Raw genomic sequence first — 21,320 nt, forward strand, 5'->3', positions numbered from 1 at the left:
TTGACTACCTAAGCCCCGCACAGTTTGAGAGACTGGCCGCTTGATCTGAAAATGCCTCTCCACTTTTCCGAAGCAAGTCCAATGGCGGGGATAGAGTCCGGCGGCCACGTTTACGTCGAGGCAACCACAGCGAAAGTGCAGCACGACCGATCCACTCGTTTCGTAATCCGAGCGTGTGCGTTTTCGGGCGATCGGCAGGGAATAAAATTATGGTTCGGCTAGCCAGCTTCCGACGCGAGCCTGCAGGCATGTACATCTCTGGAAGGAGGATTGTTCCTGAACCAATAGAACTGCCAGAAAACAATTCCAATTGGGCGATCTGATCCCACGTCATCTTCCCTATGGCTTCACGGCCTCCAAGGTTGTTTATAAAATCATTCCTGACGTCTTCGAATTCTTTTCTAATAGTGCGGGTAGACATCGAAGGCCATCTCCTCTCCGCTCTTTAGAGCTTCCATACGTTCCTGAAAGTATTTCTTGACGACTTCATCGTCGAATTGCTTCAACGTCTCGACAATAGAAATCTCCTCTTCTTCAAAAGATGATCCCTTCCAAACAGCGAGCCCCACTTTTCGGCAGAGATAACGGAGGTCTGCCAAAGCGTAAGCCATTGGGCGAACGCTCTCGGGAAATATGACGCCGTGAATGCAGCCCGTGCAGCGTTGGACTGCACAAATTTCGCCGTCCAAATGGTAGGGATCAATCTCGGGCGGTGGATTTGTGGGATTTTTGCATCCCATTCCAACTCGGGTCCGCTGTCGTACGTCTCTAAGCCTACGTTCTTGCTCGCGGGTAATCTCGCCCGTCTTCAAGGCGATCTTAATTCTTGTTTCGTCAAAAACATCGCGGTGGCTAATTTCGCTAAAGGTGTGGGTAAGAACCTGATTTACGATCTGGAAATTCGCTCGCCTTATCTTCCTCCGCGCGAGGTAATATTTCAGAGAGCGATAATCAGATTGCTGCGACGCGAGTTTCGCAACACTCATACGGCGCGAGTTTCGATAGGTAAAGTTTATCATCGAGTCTCGCGCTTGCGAAGTACTAAGCGTTTTCAGATAAGGATGATCGTCCGTAAGATTTGCGTCCTCCGCAATCAACCGAATGATGGAGTTCAGATTAGAAACGTCAGTGTTTTGTACAGATCGAATCAGGGTTTCTTCGTCACGTTCCATAAGTCCAACATAAAGCCATGGGCTCCGGATTGATTCTTCCAGCTTTTGGATTTCTCTCTGGGTCTCATGGGTGTAGCTTTCATTGTTTTTGGCTCGCAGTTTCTCTACCTTGCGCCTAAGCGTCTCCCTTAACGGCTCGGTCACTTCTGTGAGAGTTTTGATAATTCTAAAGGCGTGGAATTGGGCTCTGACTTTCGACGGAGCGTAGACTATCTTTTTGGCTCGATCCTTATCGCTGAAGATCAGCACATGGTCTGGGTCTTGCAGGGCCGGGGCGTACCACTTGGAGGGCTCGCTGATGTCGATGGCTAGAACTGTCGACAGATTGAAACCAGTGTAAATTAGGACGATCCAAATGAACACTGCCATGTCTACTTCAAGCGGAAACCGCCATCGCAATTTAGAAGGATATCCGTGATGGGCGTTTGTAGTTATACCTGGTATTGGGCAATGTGGACCCTTGATATTGTTTCCAGGCTTGGTGGCGTGAGTTGTTTGGACGAGCGTCCTCAATCCTAGTGCGACGACCTCGGCGTTCGAAGGGACGCAGGTTTCCGTCAGATGATAAATGAGGTGAGCATGGTTCTCTGGCTTCTTCCAGTCTCCATGCAGCCCGCCAAATTTGGCTCGTGGATCGCACCCTTGTGCCGCCAGAGCAGCGCCGTCCTTCCACATCGAAAAGATTGACCGCGCATGTTTTCGCAACACCAAGCTCAGCCGCTGGAGCGCCACAAAATCTGGTTCCACAGGGTCTGGCTCTGGGGGCGCGTCCCTGGGGGGCATATCTGACGGTGTACCCCTATGGATTTGCGAGTAGCGCTCGATCACCCACTTGATCTGCTTGTAGGTGTGCGACGTCATTCCATTGTCAAAAATCCACTGCTTCAGCCTTAGCCCATGGATTTCCCCGATATCGAATATCGACATTGTTTGAGGCAAGTCGGGACATACTTGAATGAACCGATGCATATTCCGCCAGGCCGAAGCGTGGGTATTGTAGACGGTTTCCAGGGGCCTCTCAGTCAGGATTACAGTTTGAAAATCTCGGGCAAGATTGGGCAGACCGACGATGTCGGACTTCCAGAAACGCTGGGCCTTCCTACTCAAATCCGATTTCCGTCGCCCGAAATAGAACTCTGAGAAATCGACGTAGTACGGTGGCCCCCCGTCTTTCGGTAGTATCCAGGCGGCAAAGGGCGACAATTCTTCATCAGGCATCCGCATGCTCGTCCCCCTCGAGAAATGCCATGTAATCCTTGTGGGCGGGGATCAAGACGAGGTTGTTTTCAATCCATTGGGTGTAAATTTCGGTCGTCTGGGCGCTGACGTGACCACTTCTCCGACGTTGGATATCCACCCAGTACGACGTCCGGCGTTGAACCCACTCCAGGGGCATATCATTGGGCAGGCGATCGAGCGTGGCAGCATCTCGTTGAAGACCTTTCAGAATGCCAAGGCAGATGGAGTAATGGCGAGCGAGGTGGGGATACCAGATAGCAGGCCCCCCATCCCACTTGAGCTTGAAGCACTCGTAAAGCGCGTGTGCAGAGATGGGTGTGCCTTCGTGGCCCTTCGCGTCGGATAGGAAAAGCTGGGTGGGCTCAGTGCCGTGGCGTTTCGCGTAGATCGCTGCCAGTTCGTTTCGAGGTCCGTCGATCCAGACCCGCACTATGTGAGCAAACTCTACGTCGAAGTCGATCGCGCGTGGTCGACCGTTCTTGATGTTCTTTGTAAGCTGAATGCGAACTAGCTTCTTGCCAAGGCTCTTCGCTTTGTCGATCACGGCCGCTGCTGGCCAAGCAGTCACCTCTATCGAGCAGGTTTCGGTCTTCCGAGAACCAAATTCAACTACTGCCCTGCAAGCCAGCGATTTTGCTCGACCCCTGCGCTTTCTGACAACTTCCAACCAATCCGCGACCTGCGGTTCCAGCGGTAAGTTCATGAGCTCAAGCCCGCTGGTGCCCTGGTCTTCCTTTCCTACGCGGACTTCCTTGTAGATGGTCTTTCCATCGCGCGTGCGCCAACTCACCTTCTTCGTCGGGACATGAAAAGCTCGCCTGTATCCCCTGGCGGCCATCCAACGGAGTAGGGTGCAGGCTTCGTCGGCTTTGACGTTCGCCCATCCGGGCGACAACATAACAGTGCCACTGCTCCATCGCCCATGCCTTACGTCCGACTGATATGAGAGGACGTGATGGTATTCAGCATCCTCCGGCCGAATGCCGTGCGCGAACAGCCAGTTTAGGAAGTCTGCGGCAGAATAGGCAACATGCTCAATCGTTTTGAGGGAAAGTAGCTTACCCGTGGGCTCGCCCCCTATTTCCGCCGACCATCGTCCGGCGTGCCGTTCTCGCATAAACCGCGAGAATGGCCGCGACACCCGGCGGCCTAACCAAACCGATGGACAAAGCCCCACTGACGCTCGCGAATTGCGGTCTGTTGGCTTAGGAAAAAAGACTGAGAACGGCCGGATGGTGGTAACCGGGTTGACAACGCTCGGCGCAAGGTAGGAGCGCTCAGCAACCGGTCCGTTGCGGCAAGGTATGCTCCTCCGCTGAACGGGAAGATGTGGCGGTCGGGCTGCCAGCCCAAATTGCTTTAGCGTCACAGTGCGCTCCTAACTGCTGTTCTCTTATAGCAGTTAGGACCGGCTTCACGGGTTTTTGCAAGCGATATTCGGGGTCTTTGTAAGGCTAAGTCATTGTTTTAAAAGACCTTCAAGACTTCAACTTTCTTGAAGCCAATCACCGTCAAGACTTCGATTGCGAACGTGGAAAGACTCCGATTGGCGATGACCAAGTGCCGACAAGCCGTGCTTCGTCTTTGCGCCAACGCCCCAACGCGAATCACATGGCAATACCGGTGCGTTGGCCTGATTCCGCCAACGTCCCCTGACGGTTATTTCCCAATCTGCGGATTGCCTTCTATTTCCAAAACTTCCTGGCGATTAACTGTTCGCGGAGTAAGGTCAGGAGTAATATTGTCTAATATATTGATTTTCCTTTGATATATCCAATTCCCCATTCTTTCAGCGGCGAGACCACGACTCCGAGGCCGGGCCGGCAAAGCGCCGGGATCTGATAGCAGAGCGACTTGCCGGCGCCGGTCGGAAACAGCACCACGGCGTCGCCGCCAGCGGTGACGGTGTCGATGACCGCGCCCTGCTTGCCGCGAAAGGCTGGATAGCCGTAGATTTCCTTCAGGACCGAGAGCGGGTTGCGCTGGCCTTGATCGCTAAAAAGCCTGTCCGTGCTTCTATTGTCGTGCATCGAGCATCCTGACCGGGAATCGCCTGTCGCGCCGTCATGGCGTAGACGTCACATAGGCGATTGCCGGCCCCGGACGCAACGCGCCTATTCGATCCGCGTCGACAGGATGAACTTGCGCTTCTCCAATTCGGCGAAATAGGGCGGAATGTCGAAATAGGCTTCCGGCGCCCAGACGCCCGGCTTTTTCGGACTGGCGAGGATCAGCTGGGCGGCGATCGAGCCGTTCATCGAGGTGCAGGCGTCGACATAGGGCGCATACATCGCATCCGGCTTGACCACGACTTCGACAGTCACCGTACGCGCGACGCCATCCTTGCGGCCGCGGCCGATGGCGAAATGGATTTCGTGACTTTCCTGCTCCGGCATGCGGGCGGCGTTCTTCTTGATATTGCGTTCGATGACCTTGTTGAGCACGTCGAGCGGCCGGACCTTGACGCCATTAACCTCGACCGGATCGTCGAAATCCCCGAAACCGGCTTTGACGAGGCCGACCCAGGCTTCATGCTCGCGATGCGGCAGATGCAGCTTCCATGAAAATTCCTTGATACCCTTTTCGCGAATGCCGTCAGCCAGGGGAACGGTAAGCTGTTCGGAATGCGGCGAATGCATGAATTCGCAGCGGCCCCAGGGCTCGGGAAGGTCGAGATATTCAGAGCCGCTCATCGGCGGGCAGGTCACATGCTTGCCGTCGTAGAACTGCGTGCTTTCATGGGCGTATTCGGCCAGCACCGTCGAGACGCTGTAGGGCGGCACGAGAACCGGGTTCTCCTCGCCGACCAGTTCCGCCGCCCAATAGAGATTGATGGTGTCGATCTCGTCGAGTTCGTCGGCGACGGCGCGGCAGATGACGTTGGACATGCCGGGATCGGCGCCGCAGCCGACCACCGCCGTCACCCCGGCCGCCTTGAAGCGCTCATGTTCGGCGATCTGCTTGACGGTGTAGGTGCCCAAGCCGCCGAGATCCATATAGGCGACCTTGGCCGCCAGCGCGGCTTCGAAGATGGCCATCTGGTGGCCGAGCAGGGTCGGCACGCAATTGATGCAGAGATCGGCGCCGGCCACGGCGCTGGCCAGCGCGTCCGGCTTGGTGACGTCGAGATCGAAAAGCTCGATCCTGACGTCGTCGAGTTCGGCTTTCAGCGCCTCCATCCGCTCGCGCTGCGCATCGCAGATGCGGACGGTCTTGATGTCGATGATGGCGCGATCGGAAAGAAGGTCGCGCACGATGCCCGCGCCCATAAGGCCGGCGCCGCCGAGAAGGCTGATGATCATGATGTCGTTCCTGCGTGAATGAGAGCATTTCCAGGAAAAGTGTCCTTGCGGTTTTCCGTCCGGAAATGCGTAAAAACAAAAGCGTCAGACGTGCTTGCGGCCGCCCGTCTCGTAGAACCAGTCGTCCGGATAGGGATACCACCAGCCCTGGCGCACCGGCTTGTGGTCGATGATGACCATCTTGGACCGCCGGAAGGCGTCGAGGCCAAGCCGCGAGAGTTCCCGGCCCAGGCCGGAGCGCTTCCAGCCGCCGAACGGCAGCGCGTCATTGTCGATCAGCGGATTGTTGACCCAGACCATGCCGGCCTCCAGCCGTTCCGCCGCCTCCATCGCCTCTTCGAGCGAGGTGGTGAACACCGATGCGCCGAGACCGAATTCGCTGTCATTGGCGCGGGTGATGGCCTCGTCGAAATCCTGCACGCGCATCACGGCCGCGACCGGGCCGAAGCACTCTTCCTGCATGATCGCCATATCAGGCGTGCAGCCGGTCAGGATGGTCGGCTCATAGAACCAGCCGACTGGCTGATCCTCGGGGATCTTGCCGCCGATAACAGCCGTTGCGCCCTTGGACTTGGCGTCCTCGACCAGACGGATCACCTTGTCGCGCGCCGCCTTGGAGACGAGAGGGCCGATCTCGGCCTTGTCGAGGCCTCTGCCGATCCGCAGGCGGCGGGTCTCGGCGACGAACTTCTCGATGAAAGCGTCATGCACAGTATCGACCACGAAGAAACGTTCGGCCGAGGTGCAGACCTGGCCCGACATGTGGAAGGCGGCCGTGACCGCGCCGGCGGCGGCGACATCGAGCGGCGCATGCGCGGTGACGATCATCGGATCCGAGCCGCCGCCCTCGATCACCGCAGGCTTCATAGCGCCGGCAGCAGCCATGGCCACCGCCCTGCCCGCCTCCGCCGAACCGGTGAAAGCGACGGCATGGGTCTTCTTCGACGCCACCAGCGCCTTGGCGATCTCGGCGCCGCCCGGCAGGCAGGCGATCAGGCCGGCTGGCAGATCGGCAAAGACCTCCATGAAGATCAATGTCGACAGCGTCGTCGCCGGCGCCGGCTTGATGATGCAGGCATTGCCGGAGGCAAGCGAGGCGGCGACCGTCCAGCACATCAACAGGATAGGGAAGTTGAAAGGCATGATATGCACCGACACGCCCAGCGGCTCGTAGCGCGCATATTGAAACGAGCCGGTCTGCGTCGTCCCCGCCACCTTTCCCGCTTCGTCGCGGGCGATCTCGGCGAAGTAGCGGAAGGCCCCGGCGCAATTGGCGACTTCGCCGATCGCCTCGGGATAGGGCTTGCCCATTTCCCGCGACATCACCTCGGCGCAGCGGCGCATATCGGTCGTCTCGATGCGGTTGGCGATCCGGTGCAGGATCGCGGCGCGCGTCTTGGCGTCGATCTTCGCCCAGCTCTTCTGCGCGGCGGTCGCGAGCGCCAGCGCTGCGTCGAGCTCGCCGTCTGTGGTTTCGGCAAACGCGCCGACCACGGCGAGCGTCGCCGGGTCGATCACATCGGCGCGAGCGCCCAGGCTCGGCCGGTAGCCGCCGTCCACGAAATGGACGGGTTTCAACAAATCCTGCATATCTGGTCCTGACTGGCCCTTGAGGCCGTCCCGCTTGCTCAGCGGATCATGTAGACTTTCTTGATCGTCTCATGGACGGTGCAGACGCCCTTCCAATCCTTGGGGAAGAAGGCGGCGGTATCCGGGGTGATCTCGATCACCTCGCCGCTTTCATGCACATAGGTCGAACGTCCCTCGAGGAAATGGCAGAATTCGTCACGCGTCACATGGCATTCCCATTTGCCGGGCGTGCAGATCCACAAGCCGCATTCGCTTTCGCCGTTCGGGCCCTTGTGAATGAGCTTGCCGGAGACGTGGCTGACGCCTTCGATCATGGTGGGGATCGTGCCCCAATCGACCAGGTTGTCTTGTTCGAGCGGCTTGTACATCAGGGGTGCGGAGGTCATGTCTATTCCTTGCAGTCAGCGGCTCATGAAAGCCTTGGACAGGGTTTCGGTGATGATGGAGGTTCCGGTCCAGCCTCCGGGAAAGAAGACGATCGAACCGGCTTTAACGGCGATCTCCTCGCCGTCTTCACTGATATAGAGGCCCTTTCCGCCCAGAAAGACGCAGAACTCGTCGCTGGGGATGGTGATCTTCCGGGTTCCCGGCGTGCAGGACCAGATGCCGCATTCGCTCGATCCATCCGCGTTCACGCTGAGGATCTTGCCGGCCATGACCGGATTGCCTTCGGTGGCGGTCGTCGACGCGCCCCAGTCTTCGAGCGCCACGGCGTCGGCTTTCGCCCAGTGGGGTGTGGTCATCTCGGCCTCATACCAGCATATAGATGTTGCGTATGGTCTCATGCACCGTGCATTCGCCGGTCCAGCCCGCTTTGAACATCACCGCGGTTCCCGCCGAGACCTCGACCACTTCGCCGTCATCCGAACGATAGGTGGCCGAGCCCGAGACGAAATGGCAGAATTCGTCACGCGGGATCGACAGTCGCCAGCGCCCGGGCGTGCAGACCCAGATGCCGGTTTCCGGCTCATTGTTCGGTCCCTTGAACAGCAGCCGCCCGGTGGATGTCGATTGGCCCTCGATGGCGTCCGACTGCACGCCCCAGCCGACGAGATCGTCGAATGTGGTGGCGTTGTGGATGTGCGGGGCGGTGGATTTGAGGGTGTCGGTCAATGGAAGGCCTCCGGGGTGGTTGGAGCAAAGGGGTTACCCCCCTCTGGTCTGCCGACCATCTCCCCCTCAAGGGGGGAGATTGGATCGGGGCGCCGGCTTCCCTTCAATTCGGCGTCGGTTGCTGGGCGGTGGTCGCGCATCTTGCCAATCTCCCCCCTTGAGGGGGAGATGTCCGGCAGGACAGAGGGGGGTGCGCCACAACCGCAAACGATCGATGCCTCAAGCACGATACGCCCCCGTCTTCACCAGTTGATCCAGAATGACAGCCGCCTTCTGCGGACCGTTCTGCGACTGCATATGCGCCGAGGTGGCCTGAAGCTTCGCCTTCATCTTAGGATCGTTGATCATGTGGTCGAGCTTGGCGGCCAGTTCCTCGTCGGTCCAGTCATAGCGCGGCATCTTGAAGCCGTGACCAGTTTCGTCGACGCGGGTGGCGTTGTCGTGACCGTCCCAGACATAGGGCATGATGATGGCGGGCTTGCCGAAATAGAGGCATTCGGTGAAGGAGTTGTTGCCGCCGTGATGGATGGCGGCGTCGACCTGCGGGATGACCGAGGGCTGCGGGAACCAGCTCTCGATCACTACATTGCCCGGCACGTTTTCATACTGGTCCTTGTAATCGCCGACATTGACGAGCGCCCGGTAAGGCAGCTTGCCGATCGTCTCGATCAGCCGCTTCAGGAGATCTGTGTCGCCGGCGCCGAGCGAGCCGAAGGAGATGTAGATCAGCGGCTTGTCGTTGTTGATGGCGAAAGTCGGGACCTCATAGGGCTTTTCCTTGCGGACGCAACCTTCGAGATATTGGAACTGGTTGGGATCGAGCGGATGTTCGCGATCGAATTTCGCCGGCTCCGGATAGAGCAGCAGGTTCATGAAGGGCGAGGCTTCGAAGAACTGGCCGATCGGATAGGCCGCTTCGCCCGTCGAGGCGAGGAAGGCGTTGTAGTCGTCATGGATCGGCTTGATCACCTCGTTGAAGTGATCGCGATAGGCCTTGTGGCCCTCGTAGTCGTGCTGACGGCAGCCGGACAGATGCGGCGGGATCTTCGGATCCTCGATCTCGTTTTCCGAGCAGGAGATGATGCGCACCCAGGGCTTGCCGAAATGCTTGATCGCCGGAAACAGGATGACATTGTCGACGCAGATCATGTCCGGATTGATCTTGGCGAGAACGCCCGGCAGATCCTTCTCGGCCCATTTGGCGCTGTCGACGATCGCCGTCCAGCAATCCTTCACATAATTGTCGATCTGATCATAGGGGCTCTTGCGGAAGTTCGGGATATGGCCGTTGATGAAGTCTTCCCAGAACTTCGCCATCTGCTCGGGCGGCATCGGTTCGGAAAGATTGACCGGATGCGCCTCAAATCCATAGCCTTCATAAACAGAGACGAAACCCGGATCGGACAGGAACACGGCCTTGTGGCCCAGCGCTTCGACAGCCTGGGCGATGCCGACGGAATTCAGCGCCGGCCCGAAGGCCGCTTCCGGGAAAAATGCAATCGTCTTGGACATCTCAACCCTCTTTCGGTTCTGATTTTTCGTTGAAGAATTTGCAGCGCTCGGGGCGCAAAGCGAGACGCACCGTCTCGCCGGCGGCATGTCCGGCCGGATTGCGGGCGGCGACGCGCAGCTGAAGCAGCGTCTGGCTCGCTTGCGTTTTCACATGCAGCACACGGTCAAGACCATGATAGGCGATATCGACCACGACGCCCTCAAGCACAGCCTCGCCGTCCGCACCGCTTGCGACTTCGAGATCCTCGGGGCGGATTGCCAGCGCCGCAGGCCCATCGACCATTTCGGGCGCGGCGATATCCAGCCCGGGCGCGCCGAAGCGGCCGCCGGAGACCCGGCCCTCGATAAAATTCATGACGCCGATGAAATTGGCGACGAAACGGTCGACCGGACGCTCATAGATCTCTTCGGGAGACCCGCATTGCAGCAGGCGGCCATTCCTCAGGATCGCCATGCGGTCAGCCATCACCAACGCTTCCTCCTGGTCATGGGTGACGATGATGAAGGTGATGCCGACCTCGTGCTGGAGGCGCTTCAATTCGAGCTGCATACGCTCGCGCAGTTTCTTGTCGAGTGCGCCGAGCGGCTCGTCGAGCAGCAGCACCTTGGGCCGCTTGATGAGCGCGCGGGCGAGCGCCACGCGCTGGCGCTGACCGCCCGACAACTGCTCCGGCTTTCGGGCGGCGAATTCGCCGAGATCGGTGACCGCCATCATCTCCTCGACGCGGGAAGCAATCTCGGCCTTGGGCAGACCGTCCATTTCCAACCCATAAGCGAGGTTCTTGGCGACCGTCATATGCGGAAACAGCGCATAGGACTGGAACATCAGGTTGAGCGGCCGCTTCTCCGGCGGCAGCGACGTGATGTCGGCGCCGTCGAGCAATACGCGCCCCGAACTTGGCGCTTCAAAACCAGCCAGCATGCGCAATAGCGTCGATTTTCCGCAGCCCGACGGGCCGAGCAGCGCGAAAAATTCGTTGCGCCGGATATCGAGCTGAATGCGATCGACCGCGCGCACCGGCCCAAAGTCCTTGCTGAGGCTGTCGATCGACAGGATCGTCTGCGGGGCGGTATCGGTCATTGCATCTGTTCTTTGTTGAGCCATTGGGAAAGGATGAGCGCGAGCGCGCTGACCCCCATGACGATGGTCGCGAGCGCATTGATCTCGGGCGTCACGCCGAAGCGGATCATCGAATAGATCTGGATCGGCAGCGTGATCGAGCCGCGTCCGGCGCCGGCGGTGAAGAAGGCAATGATGAATTCATCCACCGACAGGGTGAAGGCCAGAAGCGCGCCGGCGATGATGGCCGGGGCCAGCACCGGGAAGGTGATCCGCCAGAAGGTCGTCCAGGGCGAGGCGCCGAGATCGCGCGACGCTTCCACGATCGAATAGTCGAAATGCTTGAGCCGGGCGCGAACGATGGAGCTGACGAAAGCGAGATCGAAGATCACATGGCTGATTATGATCGTATGCAGGCCGAGCGTGATGTCGAGACGCGAGAAGAAGGTCAGAAGCGCGACCGCAAGCACGATATCGGGGATCACCATCGGCGCGAAGATCAGCGCTTCGAGCGAGGCGCTTTTCCGCCTCCGGCTCTCGATGCCGATCGCCAGCATCGTGCCGAGCACGGTGGAGATCACGGTGGCGAAGACGCCCACGACCAATGTGTTCCAGGCCGCGCCGAGAATGTCCTTGTTCTCGGCAAGCGACGCGTACCATTTCAGCGAAAAGCCGGACCAGGCGGTCGGCAGGCCCGCCTCGTTGAAGGACAGCAGCACCAGCACAGCGATCGGCAGATAGAGAAAGCCGAATACGGCGAGTAGGATCAGGCGGAAAGGCAGCGAACGGGTCTTCATGCCTCGGCCTCCCTGACTTCGCCGGCGGCGCGGGAGGCGGCCTTGGCCTGAAGGGTAAGCAGCGCCACCATGACCGCAATCAGCGCCATGCCGAGCGCTGCGCCGAACGGCCAGTCATTGGCGGTGAGGAACTGGTCGTAGACGACATTGCCGATCATCTGGAAGCGTCCGCCGCCGAGCAGCGCCGGTGTCACGAAATTGCCGATCGACAGCACGAAGACAAACACGCCGCCGGCGGCGACGCCCGGCAGCGTCAAGGGCAGGATCACCCGCAGGAAGGTTCTGACGGGGCCGGCGCCGAGATCGCGCGACGCTTCGGCGTAATCCGGGCTCAGCCGCGACAGCGAGGAGTAGATCGCCAGGATGACGAAAGGCAGATAGTTATAGACGAGGCCGGTGATCACAGCGCCTTCGGTATAGAGCAGCGACAGCGGCTCGCCCTCGTATCCCAGCCAGCGCAGGAGATTGTTGAACAGGCCCTCGCGATTGAGCAGCACGATCCAGGCATAGGTACGGATCAGATAATTGCTCCAGAACGGCAGCACAGCAAAGAACAGCAGCAGCGCCTGACGCGAACGCGGCGCGCGGCTGATGGCGTAGGCGGCGGGATAGGCGATGAGAATGGCGATGAGCGTGGTGATCGCAGCAATCCGCGCCGAAGACAGGAAGATCTTGGCGTAAAGCGGATCGGCGACCCGGATGAAATTGTCAATATTGAAATTGAAGACGACGCCGCCCCAGGGACCTCGTTCGAAAAAAGCGTAGGCGAGCACCAGCGCGCAGGGCGTCACCATGAACAGGAGAAGCCAGGCGACGGCGGGCGCGGCCATGAGATTGGAACGTGCAGCCTTGGAGGACACGGGGTTTCGATTCACAGTCTGACAATGGGATGAGATTGGCCGAGGCGAACACGGCCCGCCTCGCTTTCGCCTCGGCGCCGGCGGAGTTCAAAGAGCCCCGCCGGGTCTTGAGAGGCAGACCGTCAGTTGGCGGCCTTGATCTCGCTGACCGCCTTGGAATAATCCTTCTGCGCATCGCCGAGATCGCGCAGCAGTTCGAACTTGGTGAGCTCAGCCGGCGTCATGCCCATATTCGGATAGGTCTTGATGAGCGCCGGATCGAGGCTTTCCATGGCGGCCTTGTTCGGCACCTTGTAGAGAATATTGGCGGCGGCCCAGGCATGGTTCTTGGCGTCGAGCATGAAGTTGATGAACTTCATCGCCGCATCCTTGTGCTCGGACGATTTCATCACCACCATCGTGTCGACCCAGAGATCCGACCCTTCCTTCGGCGTCACGAACTTGATGTCCTTGTTGTCGGTGATGCCGTAATTGCACCAGCCGTCCCAGGCATGCACGAGCGAAGCTTCGCCGGAAACGAGCTTGGAATAGAAGGTCGTGTCGTCATAGGCGAGCAAGGTCTTTTTCGCCTCGATCAGCAGGTTCTTGGCCTGCTCGATCTTGGCCGGATCCTTTTCATTGGCCGAATAGCCCAGCGCGAAAAGCCCGGCAGCCATCAGCCAACGGTCGGTCGCGAGCATCGTGACCTTGCCCTTGAGGTCGTCCGACGGCTTCAGCAGATTCATCCAGCTGTCCGGCGTGGTTTTCACCAGATCGGAGCGATAGCAGAGGCCGGTCGTGCCCCAGGTATAGGGGACGGAGAAATTCGCGCCGGGATCGTAAGCGAGGCTTGCGGCTTCCGGATAGAGATTGGCGAGATTGGGAACGGCGGCCTTGTCGATCGGCTCGGCCAGGCCCTGGCCATTGAGGATCTCGGCAAAGGGCGAGGACACGAAGACGAGGTCATAGCCCTTGCCGCCGCTCGCCATCAGCTTGCCCATGATTTCTTCATTGGTGGCGTGATTGACGATCTCGACTTCGAGCCCGGTCGCCTTCTTGAAGGCCTCGGCGATGTCGGGCGCCATGTAGCCGGCCCAGTTGGAGATCACCAGGTCGGCGGCGTTGGCCATGCCGGCGCCGGAGGCGAGCATGGTCGCGGCAAAGAGTGTCGCGGTCCAGTTCCGCGAACCAGATCGAATTTTCGCAATCACGGGAAGCTCCCTTGTTGATTTGTTCCAGCCTCAGCATCGGCGCCGCCGCTTGTTGCGATCTGTTCGCCCGATGCGCCACAGTATTATTTGTAAAAAAAATACGTCAATAGGAAATTGTGAGCTGCGCAAATTTTACGCTGGAAGCCGCGGGAGACGCTTGCAAAGCACTGGTTTCGCAGGCAGCATGCCCATTGAACCGGACAAGAGCGCATGACGGACACGCCGAAAAAGCCCAATCGACGCCATGTCGAATTGGCGCAGAAAATACTGGAGATCGCCACCGAGCGCGGCATGGCGCCGGGTGAGCGCATGGCTGAGCAAGCGATCGCAAGTCTTTGCAATGTCTCGAGAACTCCCGTGCGCAAGGCGCTGCAGATCCTGGCGGAAAAAGGCCTTGTCCTGCCCGATACCGACGGCGGATACCGCTTCGCAGCCGATCCCGTGATGCTGGCGCGGAGCGACGCCGATCTCGCCGACTCCTCGGAAGACGATCTGCACGCCGCGATCCTCCGCGATCTCGCCGCCGGGCGCATCGGCGAGGTCCAGACGGTCGCGAGCCTGCAACGCCGCTATGACGCAAGCCGGCAGACGGTACAAAATGCGCTGATGAAACTGTCTGAAGACAATCTCGCCGAACGGGGCGCCGGCCAGCAATGGCTGCTCAAGCAGTTCGCGGTGGGCGCCGAGGCTCTGGCCAAGAGCTTCGAATTCCGCCTCGCGGCCGAGCCTCTCGCGCTGACCATGCCGGACTTCAAGCGCGACGCCACCGCGATCTTCTCGCTTCGCCAATCCATGTCGGCGCTGAAGGCGATGGACGAGCGCGATTTCGACCGCCGACTGTTCGAACGCACCGACATGGACTTTCACCTGCTGATTGCCAAGAGCTGCGGCAATCCCTTCATGGCGGAAGCGCTGACGGCGCATCACCGCCGGCGTTTTGCGCTTCCGGCCGCCAATCATGTCGGCACGTTCAGGCTGATGCAGTCCAATATGGAGCATCTGCAGATCCTCGAACAGATCGAACGCGGGCAAATGACGCTTGCGGCGGATCTCATGCGCGTGCATCTGCAGCTATCGCAATCCCAGCGGCCGCGACTCGCCGGGCGCGGCGTTCCACCCGCCCTCAAACTCGCCACACGTTAGAAACGCAGTCCAAACACAGTAATGAGCGCAGCCAAGACAATCGCCCTGTTTCCGGAAGCCAGCTTCGGCGCGGCGCTTAATTGCGTCGGTGTGGCGCAGGCGCTGAGAGACATGGGCGCCAATCCGGTCTTCATCTGTCACCCCGGCTTTCGCGGCGTTTTTGCCGAATACGGCTTCGCCGAATATCAGCTGGGCAGCGACGACGGGACGGATGCGACCGACTGGACCGACTTCATCGCCCGCCATCAGGACGCATTCCGGCAGTCGCCCTATGAGCAGCTGACCAGTTATGTCGGCCCAACCTGGGACGCCATCGTCGACACCGCCGTGAAGGCTGAAGAGCCGCTGCGCCAATTGCTGGCGCGGCTGAAACCGGATGCGATCGTGCTCGACAATGTGGTGATGTTTCCGGCCATCGCCACAGCCGGCGTTCCCTGGATCAGGATCGTCTCCTGCGCCGAGACCGAGATCGCCGACGCATCCGTGCCGCCCTATCTCTCAGGCCTGGGGGGCGAGCCAAACCGAAGCTGGGAAGAGTTTTCCAGCGCCTACGCCAAGGTCACCGCGCCGGCCCATCGCCGTTTCTCGAACTTTCTCGGCGACTGCGGGGTCAAGGCCCCGCCCTCGCCGTCCTTCCTCGATCCCTCACCCTGGCTCAATCTCTTGTTGGCGCCTGAGATCATCCGCCGGGAGCGCAAAAATCCGCTCGATCCCGACCGTTTCGTCTTTCTCGACGGCTGCGTCCGCCGCGAGGTGGATTACACGCCGCCGCGTTTCGCCAGCCACAATGACGCGCCGCTTGCGCTGGTCAGCTTCGGCTCGCTCGGCGCCATGGATGTCGAGATGATGAAGCGGATGATCGAGGTCTTCGCCGATCTGCCCTGCCGTTTCCTGGTCAATGCCGGGCCATGGCGCGACGACTATTCCGATGTGCCCGACAATGTCTATGTCGACAGCTGGTTTCCGCAACCCTCCGTCGTGCGTCAATCCAGCCTGTTCATCCATCACGGCGGCAACAACAGCTTCTGCGAGGCGCTTTATTTCGGCGTGCCGTCGCTGGTGATGCCCTATTGCTGGGACGGCCATGACAATGCCTGCCGCGCCGAAGAAACCCAGGTCGGTGAAAAGCTCGATCGCTACGACTGGTCGTTCCAAGATCTCTCCGGCGCGATCCTGCGCCTGATCGGCGATGAAGAGATGCAGGCGCGCCTCAAGGCGAATGCCGCGACCATGCAGGCCCATTCCGGCGCGACGCTCGCCGCCCGCCGCATCCTCGACACCATCAGCGACACCCAGGCGACGCGCGCGGCGCGGCGCTGACTTCTGCAAGGAGGCTTCATGCGCGACAAGCTCTTCATCGACGGCCAATGGGTCGCCCCGCTCGGCGGCGGCGCATTTCCGGTGATCAATCCGGCCACCGAACAAGAATTCGCTACGGCGCCGGCCGGCGGCGCGGGCGATATCGATCTCGCGGTGAAAGCCGCGCGCCGCGCCTTCGACAGCGGCCCCTGGCCGCGCATGACCGGCGCCGAGCGCGCCCGCTATCTGCGAGCGATCTCGGAGAAAATCCTCGACCGGAAACAGGATCTCGCCCGGATCGAGGTGATGAACAACGGCAAGCCGCTGCCCGAGGCGGTGTGGGACATCGAGGACGCCGCCGGCTGCTTCGCTTTCTATGCCGGTCTCGCCGAACAGCTGGACGCCCATCCCGAGGAAGCCATTCCGCTTGGCGACGCCCGCTTCACGTCAAAGGTCGTCCGCGAACCGATCGGCGTCGCCGGCGCGATCATCCCCTGGAACTATCCGCTGCTGATGGCAGCCTGGAAGGTCGCCCCCGCTTTGGCGGCGGGTTGCGCCATGGTGCTGAAGCCGTCGGAGCTGACGCCGCTCACCGCCCTCGAACTCGGGGCGATCGCCGAGGAGGCTGGCCTTCCCCCTGGCGTGATCAACATCGTCACCGGCTTTGGAGCGGACGCCGGCCAGCCGCTGTCGGAACATCCCGGCGTCGACAAACTCGCCTTCACCGGCTCGGTTCCGACCGGTTCCAAGATCATGGCGACGGCGGCGCGTGACATCAAGAATGTCAGCCTCGAACTCGGCGGCAAATCACCCTTCGTCGTTTTCGCCGATTGCGACATCGACAAGGCCGTCGAATGGATCATGTTCGGCATCTTCTGGAACCAAGGACAGGTCTGCTCGGCGACATCAAGGGTGCTCGTCGAGGAAAGCCTTTATCCGACCTTGCTGGCGCGGCTGGTCGAAGAAGCGCAGAAGATCACCATGGGCGACGGTCTCACAGACGGCGTGCTGCTCGGCCCGCTCGTGTCGAAGGGCCAGCGTGACAAGATCCTCGCCATGATCGAACGCGGCATCTCGGAAGGCGCCGTCGTCGCCACAGGCGGCAAGCCGCCGTCGTCTTTCGAAAAAGGCTATTTCCTGGAGCCCACCATCATCACCGATCTCGCCGAGGACAACAGCCTTTGGCGGGAAGAGATCTTTGGACCCGTCGTCTGCGTCAAGCCGTTCAAGGACGAGGCGGACGCCATCCGCATGGCCAATGACAGCCGCTTCGGCCTCGCCGCTGCGGTGATGTCGGATGATCTTGTCCGCTGTGAGCGCGTCGCCCGGGCTTTCCGCGCCGGCATCGTCTGGGTCAACTGCTCGCAGCCGACCTTCACCGAAGCGCCCTGGGGCGGCTACAAGCAATCTGGCATCGGCCGCGAACTGGGCCGCTGGGGACTCGAGAACTATCTGGAGACCAAGCAGATCACCAGCTTCGACGCATCCGAAACCTGGGGCTGGTATCTGAAGTCCTGATCCCCAAGTTTTCACTTTCGATCATGGCCCGAGCCCAGCGCCCGGGCTATTTTTTTTGCGTGCTTTCTTCCGCGCCCTCCATGAGACAGGGCCGTCTATAGGCCCCGACTTCATCGGCGTTGAAGCGCACGGGCCTTCTTTGCCGCGTCTTCTTTCTCAATTCCCCAAAATACCACGGAAGCGACGTGCGCCCGGGCGGCCACGAACGCACGTGTTCCGGGCGCTTTTGTTCCGCAAACACAATCCCGGCTTGACGCATGTCGGATTCACTGTTTACATATGAATGAAACCTTCATGGGTGAGGGTTTGATGGGCCAGGTCCGGAGGGGGCCGCCATTGTCAAACTGGGAGGAAGTCATGGTGAAATTGCTGTCCGGCGTCTCCGCCGGAGTCGTCTCCTTGATGTTGCTGGGCGGGTTTGCTCAGGCCGCGGATCTGCCGGGAAAGTTCGACGGCGTCACGATCGACGCCAAGCTGATCGGCGGCCAGCAATATGAGGCGCTTTATGCGCGGATCGGCGAATGGGAGAAGGCGACCGGCGCCAAGGTCAATATTCTCTCGAAGAAGAACCACTTCGAACTCGACAAGGAAATCAAGTCGGACATCGCGTCGAGCAGCGTGACCTGGTGCGTAGGTTCGAACCACTCGTCCTTCGCCCCGCAATATCCCGACATCTACACCGATCTCGGCGCATTGCTGCCCAAGGAAGAAATCGACGCTTTCGTGCCGGCAAACATCAAGGCTTCGACGCTCGACGGCAAGCTGGTGATGCTGCCGCGCGCCCAGTTCGACGTCTCGGCGCTCTATTACCAAAAGAGCCTCTATCAGGACGAAGCCAAGAAGAAGGCCTTCAAGGAAAAATATGGCCGTGACCTGACACCGCCCGACACCTGGGCCGATCTCGCCGACCAGGCGGAATTCTTCGCGAGCCCGCCGGATTTCTACGGCACGCAGTTCGCCGGCAAGGAAGAGGCGATCAACGGCCGTTTCTATGAAATGCTGGTGGCCGAAGGCGGCCAGTATCTCGACGGCGACGGCAAGCCGGCCTTCAATTCCGACGCCGGCGTACGCGCGCTCGACTGGTTCGTGCGCCTGTACAAGAACAAGGCGGTTCCGGCCGGCACGACCAACTATCTCTGGGACGACCTCGGCCAGGGCTTCGCCTCCGGCACCGTGGCGCTCAATCTCGATTGGCCGGGCTGGGCGACTTTCTTCAACGATCCCAAGTCGTCCAAGGTCGCCGGCAATGTCGGCGTGAAGGTTCAGCCGCAGGGCTCCGCCGGCATCCGCACCGGCTGGTCTGGCCATCACGGCTTCTCGGTGACCGAGAGCTGCGCCCATAAGGACGCGGCCGCCTCGCTCGTCTGGTTCCTGACCAATGAGGACAGCCAGAAACTCGAAGCCGCCGCCGGCCCGCTGCCGACCCGCACCGCCGTCTGGGAATGGGACGTCGCGCAGGCAGCAAACGATCCCTACAAGAAGGAAGTGCTCACCGCCTTCCAGGAAGCCGCCAAGCACGCCTTCCCGGTGCCGCAGACGCCGCAATGGATCGAAATTTCCAACGCCGTCTATCCGGAGCTTCAGGCCGCCATTCTCGGCGACAAGACCTCCAAGCAGGCGCTGGACGCCGCCGCCGCCAAGGCGACCGCCATCCTCGAAGACGCCGGCGCTCTCTGAGCATTTCCGACATGGGCGCGACCGCCAACCGCGGTCGCGCCTCTCCCTTGTTATCACGCATATCGGCCGGAGCCCTCGAATGAGAGGTTTTAAACTTTCGGCGCCCGTTCTCCTGCTGTTGCCGGCCGTAATCGTGCTGGCGGCCGTGGTGATCGCGCCCCTGATTTTGTCCTTCTATTCGAGCTTCACGCCCTTCCGGCTGACCAAGCAGGACACGTTCTGGGTATTCATCGGTCTGCGCAATTATGCGCGGCTGTTGGCCGATCTCGAATTCTGGACCGCTTTCGGCCGCACCGTGCTGCTGCTCACCGTGGCGCTCAATCTCGAAATGCTGCTTGGCCTCGGACTGGCCATGCTGGTGGAGAAAGCCGTCTCCGGCCAGCGCATCCTGCGCACGCTGATGATGCTGCCGATGATGTTTTCGCCGCTGCTCGTCGGCTTCCAGTTCAAATTCATGTTCAACGACAATGTCGGTCTGGTGAACAACGCCCTGCAATCCCTGGGGCTGACCGATCAAGCCATTCCCTGGCTGATCGACGGCCAGCTCGCCTTCTTTTCGATCGTGGTGGCGGAAGTCTGGTCATCCACCTCCGTCTTCGCGATCCTCATCCTGGCGGGCCTGCTCGCCATGCCGAAGGAGCCGATCGAGGCGGCCAAAGTCGACGGCTGCACGCCCTGGCAGACCTTCCGTTATGTCACCTGGCCCTTCGTGATGCCCTTCGCCTTCATCGCCATGACCATCCGCTCGCTCGATGTGGCGCGCGCCTATGACATCGTCAAGATCATGACCGATGGCGGCCCCGCCAAGCGTACCGAACTTCTCTGGACGCTGGTCTCGCGCACAGCCTATGCCGACGCCAAGATGGGGATGGCCAACGCCATGGCCTATTTCTCGATCCTGCTGTCGATCGTCTTCACAGTTTATTTTTACAAGAAACTCGCGCTTGCCCGCGCCCAGGTCGGGACGGAGTGGTGATCATGGACGTCAATTCAAGCCACCGCATCCGCCGCCGGGTCCTCAAGGCCGCGCATCTCGTCGGCCTGTTCCTGGCGATGATGGTCATCTGCCTGCCCGGTTTCTGGATCGTGCTGTCGTCGCTCCGCCCGACCGTGGAGATCATGGCCAAGCCGCCGGTTTGGATCCCCAGCGAGATCTCCTTCGACGCCTATGTCGCGATGTTCTCCGGCGTCGGCAAAGGCGGCATTCCGGTCATCGACTATTTCCGCAATTCGCTGATCATCTCGATCACCTCGACGGTGATCGCGCTCGCCATCGGCATTTCCGGGGGCTACGCCTTCGCCCGCTTCTCCTTCAGGGGCAAGGCCGGCTGGTTTCTCGGACTGATGCTGACGCGCACCGTTCCCGGCATCGCTCTGTCGCTGCCGCTGTTCTTCGTCTACGCCAAGCTCGGCCTTCTCGACACGCATATGGGCCTGATCCTCGCTTATGTGGCGCTCAACGTGCCCTTCACGATCTGGCTGATCGACGGCTTCTTCCGCCAGGTGCCGAAGGACCTCGCCGAAGCCGCCCAGATCGACGGCTGCACGCGCTGGCAGGCCTTCTGGCAGGTCGAGTTTCCGCTTGCCGGACCCGGCATCGCGTCCGCCGGCATCTTCGCCTTTCTCACCTCCTGGAACGAGTTCGCGCTGGCGTCGAACCTCACCCGCTCGGTCAATTCCAAGACCCTGCCGGTCGGGCTGCTCGATTACACGGCGGAATTCACCATCGACTGGCGCGGCATGTGCGCGCTGGCCGTGGTGATGATCCTGCCCGCGCTCGCGCTCACCTTCGCCGTCCAGAAACATCTCGTCTCCGGCCTGACATCCGGCGCGGTCAAAGGGTAAATC

18 protein-coding genes and 1 pseudogene are annotated in these 21,320 nt (G+C 60.4%); 6 read left to right on the forward strand and 13 right to left on the reverse strand.

Annotated features, from left to right (window positions below; translation table 11 throughout):
- Window positions 1-401 precede the first annotated feature (401 nt).
- The 13 genes and pseudogenes from E8Q41_RS10575 to E8Q41_RS10640 form a co-directional block, all read right to left on the reverse strand.
- On the reverse strand, window positions 402-2,396 hold the full coding sequence (locus tag E8Q41_RS10575) for a hypothetical protein (RefSeq protein WP_137155509.1): 1,995 nt from the start codon (window positions 2,394-2,396) through the stop codon (window positions 402-404).
- Window positions 2,383-3,309 carry a hypothetical protein gene (locus E8Q41_RS10580; protein WP_137155510.1) on the reverse strand — a complete coding sequence of 309 codons (927 nt, stop codon included), beginning with the start codon at window positions 3,307-3,309 and terminating at the stop codon, window positions 2,383-2,385. The genes E8Q41_RS10575 and E8Q41_RS10580 overlap by 14 nt, the downstream gene beginning before the upstream one ends.
- 895 nt (window positions 3,310-4,204) lie before the next feature.
- Window positions 4,205-4,441: pseudogene (locus E8Q41_RS10585) on the reverse strand (DEAD/DEAH box helicase); the annotation flags it as partial.
- 84 nt (window positions 4,442-4,525) lie between these two features.
- Complete coding sequence (locus E8Q41_RS10590) at window positions 4,526-5,713, reverse strand: saccharopine dehydrogenase NADP-binding domain-containing protein (protein ID WP_137155511.1); 1,188 nt, start codon at window positions 5,711-5,713, stop codon at window positions 4,526-4,528.
- A gap of 84 nt (window positions 5,714-5,797) precedes the next feature.
- The gene (locus tag E8Q41_RS10595) at window positions 5,798-7,303 is read right to left on the reverse strand and encodes an aldehyde dehydrogenase family protein (RefSeq protein WP_137155512.1); all 1,506 of its coding nucleotides are present in this window, start codon (window positions 7,301-7,303) and stop codon (window positions 5,798-5,800) included.
- Between the two features lie 38 nt (window positions 7,304-7,341).
- Window positions 7,342-7,689, reverse strand: coding sequence for a cupin domain-containing protein (locus E8Q41_RS10600; RefSeq protein WP_137155513.1), 348 nt, complete (start codon window positions 7,687-7,689; stop codon window positions 7,342-7,344).
- 15 nt (window positions 7,690-7,704) lie between these two features.
- A complete protein-coding gene (locus tag E8Q41_RS10605; RefSeq protein WP_137155514.1) occupies window positions 7,705-8,046 on the reverse strand; it encodes a cupin domain-containing protein in 342 nt (113 codons plus the stop codon).
- A 7-nt stretch (window positions 8,047-8,053) separates the two neighbouring features.
- The gene (locus tag E8Q41_RS10610) at window positions 8,054-8,416 is read right to left on the reverse strand and encodes a cupin domain-containing protein (protein WP_137155515.1); all 363 of its coding nucleotides are present in this window, start codon (window positions 8,414-8,416) and stop codon (window positions 8,054-8,056) included.
- A 219-nt stretch (window positions 8,417-8,635) separates the two neighbouring features.
- The gene (locus E8Q41_RS10620) at window positions 8,636-9,928 is read right to left on the reverse strand and encodes a glycosyltransferase (RefSeq protein WP_137155516.1); all 1,293 of its coding nucleotides are present in this window, start codon (window positions 9,926-9,928) and stop codon (window positions 8,636-8,638) included.
- 1 nt (window position 9,929) lies between these two features.
- Window positions 9,930-11,009 carry an ABC transporter ATP-binding protein gene (locus tag E8Q41_RS10625; protein ID WP_137155517.1) on the reverse strand — a complete coding sequence of 360 codons (1,080 nt, stop codon included), beginning with the start codon at window positions 11,007-11,009 and terminating at the stop codon, window positions 9,930-9,932.
- Window positions 11,006-11,785, reverse strand: coding sequence for an ABC transporter permease (locus E8Q41_RS10630; RefSeq protein WP_137155518.1), 780 nt, complete (start codon window positions 11,783-11,785; stop codon window positions 11,006-11,008). The genes E8Q41_RS10625 and E8Q41_RS10630 overlap by 4 nt, the downstream gene beginning before the upstream one ends.
- Complete coding sequence (locus tag E8Q41_RS10635; protein ID WP_137155684.1) at window positions 11,782-12,615, reverse strand: ABC transporter permease; 834 nt, start codon at window positions 12,613-12,615, stop codon at window positions 11,782-11,784. The genes E8Q41_RS10630 and E8Q41_RS10635 overlap by 4 nt, the downstream gene beginning before the upstream one ends.
- A gap of 152 nt (window positions 12,616-12,767) precedes the next feature.
- Window positions 12,768-13,835 (reverse strand): spermidine/putrescine ABC transporter substrate-binding protein, encoded by a 1,068-nt coding sequence (locus E8Q41_RS10640; protein WP_246660157.1) that lies wholly within the window; start codon window positions 13,833-13,835, stop codon window positions 12,768-12,770.
- 210 nt (window positions 13,836-14,045) lie between these two features.
- Between E8Q41_RS10640 and E8Q41_RS10645 the strand changes: the two genes are divergently transcribed.
- The 6 genes from E8Q41_RS10645 to E8Q41_RS10670 all read left to right on the forward strand — a co-directional run bounded on the left by E8Q41_RS10645 (window position 14,046) and on the right by E8Q41_RS10670 (window position 21,317).
- Entirely contained in the window at window positions 14,046-14,978 is a 933-nt protein-coding gene (locus E8Q41_RS10645) for a GntR family transcriptional regulator (protein ID WP_137155519.1), read from the forward strand.
- Between the two features lie 21 nt (window positions 14,979-14,999).
- The gene (locus tag E8Q41_RS10650; RefSeq protein ID WP_137155520.1) at window positions 15,000-16,298 is read left to right on the forward strand and encodes a glycosyltransferase; all 1,299 of its coding nucleotides are present in this window, start codon (window positions 15,000-15,002) and stop codon (window positions 16,296-16,298) included.
- 18 nt (window positions 16,299-16,316) lie between these two features.
- Entirely contained in the window at window positions 16,317-17,795 is a 1,479-nt protein-coding gene (locus tag E8Q41_RS10655; RefSeq protein ID WP_137155521.1) for an aldehyde dehydrogenase family protein, read from the forward strand.
- Window positions 17,796-18,197: 402 nt separating this feature from the next.
- On the forward strand, window positions 18,198-19,472 hold the full coding sequence (locus tag E8Q41_RS10660) for a sugar ABC transporter substrate-binding protein (RefSeq protein ID WP_246660161.1): 1,275 nt from the start codon (window positions 18,198-18,200) through the stop codon (window positions 19,470-19,472).
- Between the two features lie 79 nt (window positions 19,473-19,551).
- Entirely contained in the window at window positions 19,552-20,448 is an 897-nt protein-coding gene (locus E8Q41_RS10665; RefSeq protein ID WP_137155523.1) for a sugar ABC transporter permease, read from the forward strand.
- Window positions 20,449-20,450: 2 nt separating this feature from the next.
- Window positions 20,451-21,317 (forward strand): carbohydrate ABC transporter permease, encoded by an 867-nt coding sequence (locus E8Q41_RS10670; RefSeq protein WP_137155524.1) that lies wholly within the window; start codon window positions 20,451-20,453, stop codon window positions 21,315-21,317.
- The last annotated feature ends 3 nt before the right edge of the window (window positions 21,318-21,320 follow it).

It is taken from the genome of Rhizobium sp. FKL33, assembly GCF_005222915.1.
Taxonomy (GTDB): domain Bacteria; phylum Pseudomonadota; class Alphaproteobacteria; order Rhizobiales; family Rhizobiaceae; genus Rhizobium_E.

Coding starts and splice junctions, on each gene's coding strand:
- E8Q41_RS10575 (WP_137155509.1), bottom strand. CDS start 2,396: ATGCGGATGCCTGATGAAGAATTGTCGCCCTTTGCCGCCTGGATACTA.
- E8Q41_RS10580 (WP_137155510.1), bottom strand. CDS start 3,309: ATGTTGTCGCCCGGATGGGCGAACGTCAAAGCCGACGAAGCCTGCACC.
- E8Q41_RS10590 (WP_137155511.1), bottom strand. CDS start 5,713: ATGATCATCAGCCTTCTCGGCGGCGCCGGCCTTATGGGCGCGGGCATC.
- E8Q41_RS10595 (WP_137155512.1), bottom strand. CDS start 7,303: ATGCAGGATTTGTTGAAACCCGTCCATTTCGTGGACGGCGGCTACCGG.
- E8Q41_RS10600 (WP_137155513.1), bottom strand. CDS start 7,689: ATGACCTCCGCACCCCTGATGTACAAGCCGCTCGAACAAGACAACCTG.
- E8Q41_RS10605 (WP_137155514.1), bottom strand. CDS start 8,046: ATGACCACACCCCACTGGGCGAAAGCCGACGCCGTGGCGCTCGAAGAC.
- E8Q41_RS10620 (WP_137155516.1), bottom strand. CDS start 9,928: ATGTCCAAGACGATTGCATTTTTCCCGGAAGCGGCCTTCGGGCCGGCG.
- E8Q41_RS10625 (WP_137155517.1), bottom strand. CDS start 11,009: ATGACCGATACCGCCCCGCAGACGATCCTGTCGATCGACAGCCTCAGC.
- E8Q41_RS10630 (WP_137155518.1), bottom strand. CDS start 11,785: ATGAAGACCCGTTCGCTGCCTTTCCGCCTGATCCTACTCGCCGTATTC.
- E8Q41_RS10635 (WP_137155684.1), bottom strand. CDS start 12,615: ATGGCCGCGCCCGCCGTCGCCTGGCTTCTCCTGTTCATGGTGACGCCC.
- E8Q41_RS10645 (WP_137155519.1), top strand. CDS start 14,046: ATGACGGACACGCCGAAAAAGCCCAATCGACGCCATGTCGAATTGGCG.
- E8Q41_RS10650 (WP_137155520.1), top strand. CDS start 15,000: ATGAGCGCAGCCAAGACAATCGCCCTGTTTCCGGAAGCCAGCTTCGGC.
- E8Q41_RS10655 (WP_137155521.1), top strand. CDS start 16,317: ATGCGCGACAAGCTCTTCATCGACGGCCAATGGGTCGCCCCGCTCGGC.
- E8Q41_RS10660 (WP_246660161.1), top strand. CDS start 18,198: ATGTTGCTGGGCGGGTTTGCTCAGGCCGCGGATCTGCCGGGAAAGTTC.
- E8Q41_RS10665 (WP_137155523.1), top strand. CDS start 19,552: ATGAGAGGTTTTAAACTTTCGGCGCCCGTTCTCCTGCTGTTGCCGGCC.
- E8Q41_RS10670 (WP_137155524.1), top strand. CDS start 20,451: ATGGACGTCAATTCAAGCCACCGCATCCGCCGCCGGGTCCTCAAGGCC.